The organism is Tolypothrix campylonemoides VB511288_2 (genome assembly GCF_045999855.1).
GTDB lineage: Bacteria > Cyanobacteriota > Cyanobacteriia > Cyanobacteriales > Nostocaceae > Scytonema > Scytonema bouteillei_A.
The window spans coordinates 1-12,857 of the sequence record NZ_JBFPMW010000022.1; the positions used below are offsets into that span (position 1 = coordinate 1).

Here is a 12,857-nt window from a genome sequence, read left to right on the forward strand (position 1 = left end):
TAGCCATTAGCCATTAGCCATTAGCCATTAGCCATTAGCCATTAGCCATTAGCCAACTTCTATCTATAGATTGATTTATCCCCCTATAAGTAAATACCTCAAAAGCGGCTTTCATAAACAACTACTATTTTCTTCAATTTAATAATTAAGCCATACGCTACAGGTATATCTATGACTGCTGCTAAATCCACATCTACAGAGGTTAGCAAACAACTTCACATTGAAGGAGTTACAGAGCCAACTATATTGCGCTATTTTCAAGCTTTAAATTCGGCAGAGTTTGAAGCAACTGCTGCTTTGTTCGCAGAAGATGGTGTTATGCATCCTCCTTTTGAATCTGGTATCGTAGGGCGAGATGCGATCGCTCGTTACTTACAACAGGAGGCTCAAGGTGTGACCGCCGAGCCTCGTGAAGGCATTTCCGAAGCACTGAATGAGGAGCAAATTCAGTTTCAAGTGACGGGTAAAGCACAAACATCTTGGTGCGGTGTTAATGTTATGTGGTTTTTTACCCTCAATCAACAACGACAAATTGTTTACACAAAGATAAAATTGTTAGCTTCTCCGCAGGAGTTACTTGCTTTACAGAAGAGTTAGTGGCTAATGGCTAATGGCTAATGGCTAATAGCTGATGGCTAATAGCTGTTAGCTAATGGCTAACCAACCACTAACTAACTCTTAATTGCAGCCGTTTGTTGAAAAGAGCGCATGAGCAAGCTGCGTCCAAGCTCAAGATCTTTAGATGCACATTGCCAATCTGGGTGTGCTGTTCTCAACAAGCTTTCTAAAGTTTCTTGGTCAAATAGATGCCAAACTACAGCACCGTTTATTTCTCTTTCTATGGCGTAGCAGTTAGAGCTAATACAGTAAATTGTGCAAGCGCTTGCAAGTCTGGTCAAAGTCATCCTTTCTTGAGGTTGTAGTGCCCGGAACTCCCGAAGAAAGTGTTTTAACTCATCTATAGAAGACACCGTCAACCCTGGTATTGCGACTATTAGATTTGTGTCTCCGTTTACAGCGATCCAGTAATGACGGCTCGGGTCAATTCCCTCTAGCCAGGGTAATTCATCATCAAGACGGTAGCGTGGTGACAAACAAAAGGGGGGTTCTATAGGTGCAACCATGACTTTGTTATCAAAACCTTACTCCCATATTTAATGGTGAAGAGCTTATAAATCAAATAAACTTAGTAAAACTTATTAATTTTCTTAATATTTCTTATATAAGTAGATATACTGAGGTGTTGAGACATAGAAATATAGAACTTCTGCCTTTAATTATTAATAAACTAATGGGTGACGATTGAGGCGACTGGATGCAGCCGTACTAAAATAGGTAACCTCCTGATAAAAGACTAAAGCCAAATGACCGAGGTTATAATTTTGAGTTTAAATTGCTGATGCAGGTTGAGATACGGTTTGTGCTGTTTCTGGTAAAGTAACTTCTAACTTGAGACAGTTACCCCCGTTGACTTGTAGTTGATATTCAACCTTATCCATCAAACGATTTATAATTAGCCAACCATATCCTCCTTCTTGTCTGTCAGTGGGACTCGGAGGGAAGTAGTTCGACAAATCGTAGCCTTCGCCGCGATCCCATACTTCCAAGGCAATATCTCTATCTTTTAGTTCCAAACGCAGCAAAACGGGTAGATAGGGTTGGTCTTTATGGGCATGACGCACTACGTTGGAGTAGGCTTCCACCAAAGCTAAGCGCAGGCGAGTTGATTGTTTTGACCAGTCAACTGAGCTTTTAAGATGGACTTCTAAGCAGCCGAGCAACCAATTTTCGACTATGGTTAAAAATTTTAAGTCGCTTGGTACGTGAAGCTCACTTTTCATGATTTACAAAACCTCCAGCGAAAGAATAGTTTGGTCGTCCTCTTGCACTTGGGTATCTGCCTGGATGCGAGCAAGTAGAGATTTGAGGTTGAGAGGTTGTGCTTCTTCTTTTAAAAGCTGCCATAACCCCTCTTGATTTAGCATAGAACGGCTGGCTGGTTGAAGGCTACCCGAAGAATTTACGGCTAAAGGGGTCTTTTCCGAAACCATAGCTTCAGTAATCCCATCACTTGCTAGCAGCAGGATATCTCCAGGTGCAAGAACTAATTGACCGTACTTTGACATCCATACTGGTAGGATACCCAAAGGAACGCTGCGTGTTTTAAGATACTGGGGAGATTCTGATAAATTTCCTCGGGATGACCAATGAAGTGGATAGATATGCCCTGCGTTAGCATAAACTAATTCTCGAGTGCTGGGAGTGTAACGCGCCAAGAACAGAGTAATAAAGCAATTGTTGTTTATGAGATCGTTGCACATCGCTTGATTGAGATTGTGCATTACCATATTTGGCATTGGCGAGCTTTCTTGAGATAATTCCCGACGCAATACCGAAATGGCACTAGCCATAAACAAAGCAGCTGGCACTCCTTTACCTGAAACATCACCCACTGCCAACCATAAGTCTCCTTTGGGATGGGCAAAAACTTCAAAAAAATCCCCTCCCACCTCTCGGGCTGGATAGCAACAGGCTTGCACGTTCAAACCTTTGATATCGGGCATGGTTTGACGCAGGATATTATTTTGAATTTGACGGGCTACCTCTAACTCAGCATGAATCTGCTCCTGTTTTTCTTGCAAGCTCTGGTACAGTTTTGCTTGAAATAGGGCTAAAGCAGCTTGTTCGGCAACGCCCGTAATAAGTTTAATATCTTCTTCTTGCCAGTGCCGGATATGTTTGTATTGATTGAGAGTAAGGACTGCAAGCAACTGTTGTTGGTACACAAGAGGCACAACTAATTGCTGGTACTCTTTACCATCTTGGGTATTAAGTGCAAGTTGATATTGCTTGGTTTCTAAGACTTTTTCTATCAGAGGATCGAGATCGCAGGCAAAATCCGTTTCTAGCGATTTGGCATTTTGGTAGTAAGATAAACCCAAGGTCAGGCGATCGCTTTCCACAGGTTTCAGTTGACAGCAATTTGCTTCAAAGGTTTGACCGATAGTTGCTACTATCTTTTGCAACATACTGTGGTAGTTTAAAGACTCTCTAATTGCTGTGGTTACGGCATTAAAGAGCGATTCTCGCCGCAAAGCATGAGTTAACTCTTGAGTTCGTTTCTTAACAACTCGATATATATCACCCGCTTGTTCGACGACTTCTTTGAGTCGATCTGGTTTCCAAGGTTTGGTAATATATTTGAAGACTTGACCGGAGTTGATAGCTTCTACCAAATCTTCGACATCTGTAAAACCAGTTAGGAGAATCCGAATAGTATCCGGAAAACGTTCTACAGTACGACTGAGAAGTTCCGTTCCGTTCATATCTGGCATTCTCTGATCGGAGATAATCACAGCCATCTCGCCTTCTTTATCCAAGATTTCTAGGGCCGTGAGGGCATTACTGGCTTTGTATACCTGAAAATCTCGCCTAAAAGTACGGTAAAGTAAATCTAAATTATCTGGCTCATCGTCTACTACCATGAGCCTCAGTTTGCCTTCCTCTGTATCAGTCATACTTGACTTCAATCTTTAAAATATTTTAACGGCAAGATGCCTCACTTAGTATTTAAAACAACAATAACAAAAAGATTTTAAATGAACTCCTCCACACAGGACAATTTAACACTCAATAAAGAGAAAACACTATTGGCCTTACCAGCTATTTGATAACAATAGGTTAATCAAATACGTAACAAAGCAATAATTGTTACTTATGAGAGGATATTTTACTTATAAATTCCTCAATCCCGCCACAATCCGAAATCATTCTTATCCTACTAAGCCAGAACGCAAAGCCCGAACAGCTGCCTGAGTCCGGTCATCAGCACACAGCTTGTTCAATATATTTCGGACGTGAGTTTTTACAGTTCCAACTGTAATGTAGAGCCTTTCCGCAATTACCGCATTGCTACAACCTTCCACAATCAACTGCAAGACCTCCAACTCCCTTTCTGTTAAAATATAAGGATCGATATTTTCCTCTGGTTGTCCTTCAACAGCTTCTGAACCAGTGACACTCGGCTTGACGCTAGCTAAGGATACATCAGAACTGAGCGGGTTTTGCCGTGCTTGTTGCAGTACAATTCGAGCGATCGCTGGGTCAATCCAAGCATTGCCATTGTAAGTTACGCGTATAGCTTCGAGCAAATTATCAAACCTAATATCCTTCATGCAGTAAGAATCCGCCCCTGCGGCAAAAGCTGCCAACACAGCTTCTTTATTATCTCGCAAAGTTAAGATCAGGACTTTTGTGGCTGACTCATCCCCACTTGTCGATTTCAAATCTTTTGTGAGCTCGATTCCGTCTTTGTCTGGTAACCCGATATCAATAATAGCAATATCAGGGTGTAGCATTTTTAACATTTTTAACCCATCAGTCGCATTGCTAGCTTCCCCTACGACCTCAATCTCTTCTTTTTGCAATAATGCTGTCCGAATACCAACACGCGTTAGATCGTGATCCTCAATCAACGCAACACGAATTTTAGCCATGACAATTCTTGCCCCTACACTCTAGCTGTAAGATAGAGTTTACTAGAAAGTTTTGAAAGATGCAGTTTACAAATTTCGCCCAAAAGATATTTTTCACCCTTATAGGATAGGGCTGACACTACCCCCAGTAGGGTTACCCTACGACAGGAGCCGGAGGTTTGTAGGATCTAATGCATCACACTCACCTTAAGTATAGAGCAGCTACGTACTATAAGGGCTATAGGGGAAGAAACTGTATCCGGGCTTGAAGTATCTGTCAATATAGAGCACCACATACCATGAGGGGGCGCAAAATTTCCGGACAAGAAAAAATTTTTTGAGAAAATAGGTTAAAGTTTTATTCTGCAAGCACTGCTCCTTTACCAAAGAGTCAATCCTTGTTTTAGAACTTGAGTAAATGCTTCCAGAATCAACCTGCTAACCTATTGTTCTATATAATTTGCTGTAAAGCTCATATAAAATAAGCTATGTCTGAACGCAAGAAAGCGTTTTCAATATTAGGGCTACCAGTTCACGTAATGACCGATTACCCAAGCTGGTTGCTCCATCGCCTGCAACAGAGTAAAGGAACTCATGTGGTAACGCTCAATGCAGAAATGACTGTGCAAGCAGAGCGACACACACCCCTTGCTAAAGTGATTCAGAATGCCGATCTAGTCATTCCTGACGGAGCCGGGGTAGTTCTTTATTTGCAGTGGCTGTTGTGGCAGAATGTTCAAAGAATCCCAGGTATCGAACTTGCAGAAGCACTGTTGCGAGAACTGGGGAAGAAGAACTCCAACGCAAAAGTATTTTTCTATGGCGGAGCACCTGGGGTAGCCCAAAAAGCGTCAGAATTTTGGACTTCTCAGATCCCGAATTTAAATATAGTAGGTACTTATTGCGGCTTCCATTCACAAGAAGAGGAAGAACAACTGCAACAAACTCTTGTCCAACTACAGCCACAGTTAATTTTTGTTGGGTTGGGAGTTCCGCGTCAAGAGTTGTGGATTGCTCAAAACCGCCATTTATGTCCCAATGCAGTATGGATTGGCGTTGGTGGGAGTTTGGATATTTGGTCGGGTTTGAAAACCCGCGCTCCTGCTTGGTTGGGAAATAATAACTTAGAGTGGCTATATCGTCTCTACCAAGAACCTTGGCGTTGGCGGCGAATGTTAGCTTTGCCAGAATTTGCCATCAAAGCTTTTGTTTACAGGTTTTTTCGTGCATTAGTAAGTGGTTAGTCGTTATATCTCTACCAAGTACTTGCCATTGCAAGCGAGAAGCCTTTAGCGCACCACTTAGTACTTACAAATTTAGTTATCTATTTTTTTGATATTCCCAGGCAAAACCTGGGAATACTATTTTGTACTGACTTCTATTGTTATCTTTATGAATCCTTTACGGGTTCATAAAACTTTGACCTAACAGATTACATAAACTACCGACTAAAAGTGATGTGAGGAGTATTTGCGCTTCATGAAAACTGCTGTAAAAACTCAAGAAACTACTGACGCGTCCGTACAGGTTCAAGACAGCAAAACTCAACAGCCCGATAAGACTAATGCAGTTGTCATACAATTGCGCTCTGTCTCAAAAACCTATGCAAACGGCTGTCATGCTCTCGTAGACGTGAATTTGGAGATCCAAAAGGGAGAATTTTTATTCGTTACGGGTTCGAGTGGTTCTGGTAAATCTACTCTTTTAAAAATGCTTTATGGCGATGAGAAACCCACGCAAGGACGGGTGATTGTTGATGGATGCGACGTAACAAATTTAAGAGGGGATAGCTTATCAGTCATTCGGCGTCGCATTGGCGTTGTGTTTCAGGACTATAAATTAATTCTGCAAAGAACGGTAGCCGAGAACATAACAGTTGTGTTACAAGCTCAAGGCTATACCCGTAAAGAAATTCAACGACGTTTAGAACCTACTTTAAAACTCGTAGGTTTGTTTTCCAAAGCAGACTGTTTTCCCGACCAACTTTCTGGAGGGGAGCAACAACGAGTTAGCATAGCCAGAGCAATCGTAGCAACACCACCGATCGTTCTGGCTGATGAGCCAACGGGAAATCTCGATCCGGATAATTCCTGGCAAGTTATGCAAATTCTCCAAAAATTAAATTCTTTTGGAGCCACAGTTATTGTTACAACTCATGATGAGCAGTTAGTACGGCGCTGCAATCGCCCTGTGGTTCAAGTTCAACATGGAAGATTATATAGAAAGTGCTAATTGCTAATTGCTAATTGCTAATTGTTAGTTCTTAGCCATTAGCCCTTCCTTGTTCGCCAGTCTCCAGGGCACGGGTTTCCCGCCAAGCGGGCTGGACTGACCATTAGCCATCAGCCATTAGCTATTAGCCATTAGCCATTAGCCATTAATTAATAACAAAAACTAAAGTCATCAAGAGTAAATTGACCGTCAAAAGCGCTAAAAGTGACACGGTGAATGTCAGTTACCGATACAGAGAGTAGGGTATTGGGAAATGTAGCCTCGTCAGAATTGGCAAGGTTAGCCCCAGGAAGTATTGTTTGCGCGAGGAGTTGATTTTCGCGATCGTATGCTGACATAACAAGCCGTTGTGAACTTGTGACAAACGTACTGACAAAGTGAACCGGATGTAGAAAAGTGGCTTCTAAAAATCCGCTCTTGGGAGACCCCATCAATACTACCAAACCAGAGTGCGTGGGAAATGCTGGGTTTGAAGGCTGTATTGCTATACAATTGTTAAATATAACGCCCCACTGCTCGTACTGGCGCTCTACGATTTCAAAACATCTTAAATCCTCCAAATTTAAATAGGTACAGGTAGGTACATCAACTACCTGATTCTTGACAATTAATTTTCTTTGATCTTGTGAAGAAGAATCTATTTGATTTGGGAAATCAAAGTCGTTAATAGTAAATTTACGGTCTTCTAAACTCAGCTTTTGTTCCGAGTGAAGACTAGCTTGCTTTACCACGACACCCCGCCTTGTCATTTCTTAGAGAACAATTAAATTATTAATTACATAGAATGTCATCTGAAGAATGAAGTGAAAAGTATGAAGTATGAAATCAAGGCAAAGCTTTGAACTATAAATGATAAAGTCTTCATCTGTTAGACTTTACCCTTTCTTACTCAACTTTCCCAAACATCCTTCAACCAATCACTAGTACAATGCGGCGTAAATAAGGCATCTATTAGTAACAAACAAAAAGCTTAAATGAAAAGCTTCTGCTCTTTCTGCCACGTCAGTTGCTGTAGCCTGTGGAACCCCTTTAGGTACCTCCCATGTGCAAAGCGCACGCTACGCGATGCAAAGCTATGCCTGCATGGCTATACTGAGACGCTCTTGTCGCTAGTGCAACACTCTATGTGCAAGGCAGACACTACGTGTTCCTATAAGCTATGCCCTTAAGGGCTAGACGCTATCAGAACTGGTCTTACCGTCCACCACAGTGGCTCCTCTAACAAGCGTATTTCTGTCGCGCTGTACTAGTGATTAATTTAAACAACCATTTACAATATCTAGGGCTTTCACAAATATCAGTAATGTTTCTGAAAGACTAACATAAAAAGTTACTAAATAACTTCCATCGCAAGTTATATAGGCTACCAGTAAATATATTGATATAATTGTAAATTAGACAGTTAAAAACCTTTTTACGTAGAAAAAAGAACTATTCGTTACAAGTAATAATGTGTATAGATTTGCTAGATATAGTTAGCTTCAGATAAGTAGTGTGTAGATTGCATCCTCCTAAGGAGGTAGGTCAGACTTGAGAAGACAGTGGAACACTGGAAGTAAGTTAGTAGTTAGTAGCTGTCACTCACCACTAACAACTTACGACTAACAACTTACCAAAATTTATGTATCAACCACTAGGATTTGAGCAACGTTCTACAATGACTTCATTAGGTATAATGACTTACTATACTAATGAGGGTAAACCTTGGGAGAATAAGACAGAAAAGGAAACTTTGGTATTTTTACACGGTTTTGGAGGTGGATCGTCTGCCTATGAGTGGTCAAAAGTTTACCCAGCATTTGCATCTGAGTATCGTATTGTTGCACCAGATTTGATAGGTTGGGGCAGATCTGAGCATCCGCCACAAAGCTACAGAATTGAGCACTATTTAGACACTATCCGGGAATTTTTGCAAAAAACTTGCGACCGCGCCGTAACAGTTATAGCATCTTCTCTTACGGCAGCATTTACAATTAGAGTTGCGATCGCCCATCCTGAATTGTTTAAATCTCTCATTCTCACAACACCTGCAGGGCTTGCTGACTTTGGTGAAGATTATTCGCGCAGTATATTTGCTCAGATAGTCAGTATCCCTATAGTTGACACGTTACTTTACAACACGGGAATTGCGACAAGTGGAGGTATTCGCAGTTTCTTGGAGAGAAGGCAATTTGCCCAACCCAATCGGGTATACGAGGAAATTGTCAGCGCTTACTTGGAATCCGCACAGCAACCCAATGCAGAATATGCAGCTCTGTCTTTTGTGCGTGGGGATTTATCCTTTGATTTATCGCTCTACATCCAACAATTAACAACTCCTACTGCAATTATTTGGGGGAAAAAGTCCGAATTTACAGGTCCAGAAATTGGTCAGCGCTTTGCCCAAATGAATCCGAAAGCCATTCGTGTTTTTCAACAACTTGATGATGTGGGATTAACACCGCAGTTAGAACTACCTGCAGTGACAATTGGTTTGATCCGAAAATTTTTGCCAGTTTTAAACCAGCAATCGGTTTATAACGAGGATTCATGAGAAAATTTATAAGGATTAGGGACTTTGGGTAAATTTATATCCACCTGCTACCACCTCAAGAGTCCCTTGTTTCCAACCTTGGTAAATTGGTGTTTTCTTAGCTTGAGAATTTTGATAAACAGCGTAACGATCGCGCCAATCCTGAAAATTGCCATTGCGCCAAACTTTTGGCAATCCTTGAGATTGATACTGTAATTTGACCTTGCCCAACACACCTTTATATTCAACAGTTCGATTGTCAATTTCACTTAAGTTCAAGCGAGATGTCTTTAGGACAGATTGTTGAAATTGCTCCCAATTACCGTGTGTTGCTTTTTCTCCTATTTCCAAAGCAAATCCGCTCATGTTATCATTACCTGTGGCAGTCAAAATTTGGTGATCGGGATATTTTTTGAGAATTTTCTCAGTTGCTGTACTGTTAATTCCTTCAAGAGTTAAATGAATTGGTGTAAGTGCCAGCCAAGTCTTTTCATAACCAATAAAAGTTACGCCTTTTTTAGTTTCTAATTTCACTGACTGAGGTAAAAAAAACTGAAATGGTGCTTTAGGTTTATTGTTAAGCCAAATTATCAAATTACGGTATTGGGCAATGCGATCGCCACCTATAGATGAAGAAGAGATTTGAGTCGGATCTGTCCCCGTTGCTGCAATAAAATAATCAACGCCACGCTTAGAATTAAACGCCATCATCTTAAAACCATTCCAGTCACCGCCAGAACCTTGAGCTAAAGTCCCTATCTGGAAGGTATTTCCAAAATAGAGAGTTTCATAAAATGCTGGCGCAATATCGCCGCCCGGTTTCCAATTTTCATAAGTAGGTTTGGAATTTAGCAATTCCAGTGGTTTGGGAAATTGCTTTCTTGCTAAAGCAACAACTGCTAAAGGTGGACGATAGGTGCTGGTCATTAAATGCACTAAGTCAGGCGAAGGATTGGGATCTGCAAGAGGAGAATCACCAAAATACAGCCCCAATTCATGGGTAGCCAGAGAACACCAAACACAATTTCCCTGGCTGTAATCGCGCTTAGAAGGACCGCCAAATCCACCCCGCCAATATTTAACAGCACCAGACGTCACAAACCAATCCAATGCGGATTTAGCAAGAGATTTGACTTCAGGGTCTTTGGCAAAATCGTAGAGATTGACATAAGTTGAGATAGCGTGTCCCAAGTAGTTTTCGGAATCCCACTCCCCCTGTCCTATTTGGTAAAGAGTGCGAACATTTCTGCTGATACGTTCTTTATAAAGCTTGCGAGTTGCTTCATTTCCTGTTTCTTCAGCAAATAAATACACGGAAATTTCCCGCATTGCTTTTAAATTGTCCGTATTGCGACAGTCTACCCAAGTATCGCAATTATCTGTAGAGTTTGCCCAAAACTGACGCCGATTTGGAAAGCGCCGTGTAAGCGGATCGACTTCGGTTAGGATCTTCATAGCCCGTTTCATTCTCTGGAGATACGATGGCTCGAGATACTTACCAAAGTAAAAGTATTTGCGGACCTGACCTTTGAGAGTAAAACCAGAGTAAAAATCAATTCCCAATGTATGAGCGTGACTTTTAGCATCTGCATCTTCGGACTGTAAAAAGGAAATAGCCTTTTTTTGATTTCCAGCAAGGAAATCAATCATTGCCTTAGGATAGGATCTTTTTTCACTCTCAAAAGATGTAGTGCCATACTTGCTATCTGTCAATTTTGTTAGAGCGTCCTTAGACCGCAACTGAAACTCTTGTTCCATTTGCGGTGTCCACTGATTTTCTGCCTTAACTAGGTTGCAGCCAATGGGAAGACACGTTAATGATATGACAATTATTTTAAGAGTTTTTATCATAATGGTTAGTAGTTAGTCGTTAGTCGTTAGTCGTTGGTTGTTGGTAACCACTGACCACTAACCATAACCACCAACCACTCACTTATTTCTCCTGCAGTCTGATATCAATGACAGTACTATTAAAATTGTAGTTAAAGCCATCTAACTCAATTGGCATGCCAATTTTGACTTTACTGTTACCCAGTACTGGTCCATCTGGCGTAATTTGGGCTTTGCCTTGTAAAGTCAAGAGCATATCAGTACTGAAATTATTAGCTCTTTTATCTGGCAATTCTTTTACAGAACCGTCAGGTTGGGGAACCATAATTGTTCTTGGTAGTACTTGTATCGATTTAATATCAATCGTTCCATAGGGTTGATTGCGGATAATCACTTTCGTCTTACCACCTTTTTCTAACCCTTTTGCGTATAATTGTTCTGGATCGCGGACATTTAATCCCCGAACCACTAAATCTACTTCGATAGGTACTGTTTGACTTCCAACCTGAGCAACGGAACCAGAACCACCAGGAAATAGGAAGATACCGAATATAACGAGCAGAATGACAAGTAAAGCACCAAAATCGAGGATGCTAATTTTACCGAATAAACGACCTTTGGAATCTAAAATAGCCATAACAAGTTTTTCTGATAATGGTAGCAGTATATCTTTAGTAAGAATGCAGCACTTTAATCTATTTTGCAGGACGAAAAGTTATTGGGCGCTGCCGATCGTGCAATAGTCTATCACAACTAGGGGGTAGGGGGTAGGGACAAGGAAGAAGTGCTGATTCCCCATTGCCCATTTCCCAGTCTCTACTTTTAGTGTGCAACTCAAAGAAAGAGAAATTCGTCACATAGTTTTACTTCTACTCAGATTCTCTTAAAACCGGATTGTTATGAACAGGAACCGCTTTTCTACAAACTCCCGTTATTGGCGACGGACTTGGTTTTATCCGTTAATTTCCTTAACAGTTGCTTTAAGTGTGTGCTTAAGTACACCTGTAAAAACTTGGGCCGGGATTGAGCGCTGGATACCGACATTGATACAAGGCGTACAAGTGATTCAGCTTTCCAACATATCCTCTCGCCAAGAGGTTGAGCTTGGCAAGCAGATGAATCAACAGCTAGGTGGTGAAGTCAAATTTTATCGTAACTCCACAATTAGCAATTATGTGGAACAAATTGGCAGAAAATTGGCAGCTAATAGCGATCGCAGCGATCTTCCTTTTACCTTTCAAGTTGTTGAAGATGACAGCATCAATGCTTTTGCTACGACTGGGGGATTTGTATACGTTAATACGGGTTTGATCAAAGCAGCAGACAATGAAGCGGAATTGGCAAGTGTCATGGCTCACGAAATCGGTCATATTGGTGGAAAGCACTTGGTCAAGCAAATGCGGCAAAGAGCACTTGCAAGTGGTGTAGCATCTGCTGCAGGTTTGGATCGTTCTCAAGCAGTGTCGATAGGTGTAGATTTGGCCTTAAACCGTCCGCGCAGTCGTGAAGATGAATACGATGCAGACCAAAGAGGATTGAAAACTTTAACACGCAGTGGTTATGCCCCATCGGGTATGATTTCTTTTATGCAAAAACTTTTAAAACAAAGTTCTGGAACTCCTTCATTTTTGAGCACCCACCCCGCAACAAGCGATCGCATTAAAGCCCTTGAACGTGCTATCGCTTCTCAATCTGGTGGTGGTAATGCTGGTTTGGATAAAGCAGCTTATCAAGCAAATACTAGAGCATTACGTTAGCGATCGCATCGATTTTGAATTGCTACACATTGCTCGTCCCTAACTAACTCA

12 protein-coding genes are annotated in these 12,857 nt (G+C 41.4%); 5 read left to right on the plus strand and 7 right to left on the minus strand.

Annotated elements, in window-relative coordinates:
- Positions 1–171 precede the first annotated feature (171 nt).
- Entirely contained in the window at positions 172–597 is a 426-nt protein-coding gene (locus AB0756_RS38230) for a nuclear transport factor 2 family protein (RefSeq protein WP_038079695.1), read from the plus strand.
- Positions 598–671: 74 nt separating this feature from the next.
- Here AB0756_RS38230 and AB0756_RS38235 read toward each other — a convergent pair whose 3' ends face one another.
- From AB0756_RS38235 to AB0756_RS38250, 4 genes are all read right to left on the minus strand, one after another.
- Entirely contained in the window at positions 672–1,112 is a 441-nt protein-coding gene (locus AB0756_RS38235) for a hypothetical protein (protein WP_038079759.1), read from the minus strand.
- A gap of 276 nt (positions 1,113–1,388) precedes the next feature.
- A complete protein-coding gene (locus tag AB0756_RS38240; RefSeq protein ID WP_038079693.1) occupies positions 1,389–1,841 on the minus strand; it encodes an ATP-binding protein in 453 nt (150 codons plus the stop codon).
- A gap of 3 nt (positions 1,842–1,844) precedes the next feature.
- Positions 1,845–3,518: a SpoIIE family protein phosphatase gene (locus AB0756_RS38245; RefSeq protein WP_038079691.1), complete on the minus strand. Its 1,674-nt coding sequence runs from the start codon at positions 3,516–3,518 to the stop codon at positions 1,845–1,847.
- 255 nt (positions 3,519–3,773) lie between these two features.
- On the minus strand, positions 3,774–4,496 hold the full coding sequence (locus AB0756_RS38250; protein WP_038079688.1) for a response regulator: 723 nt from the start codon (positions 4,494–4,496) through the stop codon (positions 3,774–3,776).
- A 467-nt stretch (positions 4,497–4,963) separates the two neighbouring features.
- On the opposite strand from AB0756_RS38250, the gene AB0756_RS38255 reads away from it, so the two are divergent.
- Both AB0756_RS38255 and ftsE read left to right on the plus strand, forming a co-directional pair.
- The gene (locus tag AB0756_RS38255) at positions 4,964–5,719 is read left to right on the plus strand and encodes a WecB/TagA/CpsF family glycosyltransferase (RefSeq protein ID WP_038079686.1); all 756 of its coding nucleotides are present in this window, start codon (positions 4,964–4,966) and stop codon (positions 5,717–5,719) included.
- 235 nt (positions 5,720–5,954) lie between these two features.
- Entirely contained in the window at positions 5,955–6,707 is a 753-nt protein-coding gene (gene ftsE / locus AB0756_RS38260) for a cell division ATP-binding protein FtsE (protein ID WP_038079683.1), read from the plus strand.
- A gap of 149 nt (positions 6,708–6,856) precedes the next feature.
- Here ftsE and AB0756_RS38265 read toward each other — a convergent pair whose 3' ends face one another.
- A complete protein-coding gene (locus AB0756_RS38265; RefSeq protein WP_202048608.1) occupies positions 6,857–7,456 on the minus strand; it encodes a hypothetical protein in 600 nt (199 codons plus the stop codon).
- A gap of 872 nt (positions 7,457–8,328) precedes the next feature.
- On the opposite strand from AB0756_RS38265, the gene AB0756_RS38270 reads away from it, so the two are divergent.
- Positions 8,329–9,240: an alpha/beta fold hydrolase gene (locus AB0756_RS38270; RefSeq protein WP_038079681.1), complete on the plus strand. Its 912-nt coding sequence runs from the start codon at positions 8,329–8,331 to the stop codon at positions 9,238–9,240.
- 15 nt (positions 9,241–9,255) lie between these two features.
- Here the strand turns inward: AB0756_RS38270 and AB0756_RS38275 are convergent, their stop codons facing one another.
- Both AB0756_RS38275 and AB0756_RS38280 read right to left on the minus strand, forming a co-directional pair.
- Entirely contained in the window at positions 9,256–10,977 is a 1,722-nt protein-coding gene (locus AB0756_RS38275) for a hypothetical protein (protein WP_038079678.1), read from the minus strand.
- 175 nt (positions 10,978–11,152) lie between these two features.
- Complete coding sequence (locus AB0756_RS38280) at positions 11,153–11,686, minus strand: DUF4330 domain-containing protein (protein ID WP_038079676.1); 534 nt, start codon at positions 11,684–11,686, stop codon at positions 11,153–11,155.
- Positions 11,687–11,948: 262 nt separating this feature from the next.
- Here AB0756_RS38280 and AB0756_RS38285 point away from each other — a divergent pair, with 262 nt between their 5' ends.
- A complete protein-coding gene (locus AB0756_RS38285; protein WP_038079673.1) occupies positions 11,949–12,806 on the plus strand; it encodes a M48 family metallopeptidase in 858 nt (285 codons plus the stop codon).
- Positions 12,807–12,857: the final 51 nt, after the last annotated feature.

Bases quoted from the DNA above. Each gene is read 5' to 3' on its own strand.
- AB0756_RS38230 (WP_038079695.1), top strand. From the start codon at position 172: ATGACTGCTGCTAAATCCACATCTACAGAGGTTAGCAAACAACTTCAC.
- AB0756_RS38240 (WP_038079693.1), bottom strand. From the start codon at position 1,841: ATGAAAAGTGAGCTTCACGTACCAAGCGACTTAAAATTTTTAACCATA.
- AB0756_RS38245 (WP_038079691.1), bottom strand. From the start codon at position 3,518: ATGACTGATACAGAGGAAGGCAAACTGAGGCTCATGGTAGTAGACGAT.
- AB0756_RS38250 (WP_038079688.1), bottom strand. From the start codon at position 4,496: ATGGCTAAAATTCGTGTTGCGTTGATTGAGGATCACGATCTAACGCGT.
- AB0756_RS38255 (WP_038079686.1), top strand. From the start codon at position 4,964: ATGTCTGAACGCAAGAAAGCGTTTTCAATATTAGGGCTACCAGTTCAC.
- ftsE (WP_038079683.1), top strand. From the start codon at position 5,955: ATGAAAACTGCTGTAAAAACTCAAGAAACTACTGACGCGTCCGTACAG.
- AB0756_RS38265 (WP_202048608.1), bottom strand. From the start codon at position 7,456: ATGACAAGGCGGGGTGTCGTGGTAAAGCAAGCTAGTCTTCACTCGGAA.
- AB0756_RS38270 (WP_038079681.1), top strand. From the start codon at position 8,329: ATGTATCAACCACTAGGATTTGAGCAACGTTCTACAATGACTTCATTA.
- AB0756_RS38275 (WP_038079678.1), bottom strand. From the start codon at position 10,977: ATGGAACAAGAGTTTCAGTTGCGGTCTAAGGACGCTCTAACAAAATTG.
- AB0756_RS38280 (WP_038079676.1), bottom strand. From the start codon at position 11,686: ATGGCTATTTTAGATTCCAAAGGTCGTTTATTCGGTAAAATTAGCATC.
- AB0756_RS38285 (WP_038079673.1), top strand. From the start codon at position 11,949: ATGAACAGGAACCGCTTTTCTACAAACTCCCGTTATTGGCGACGGACT.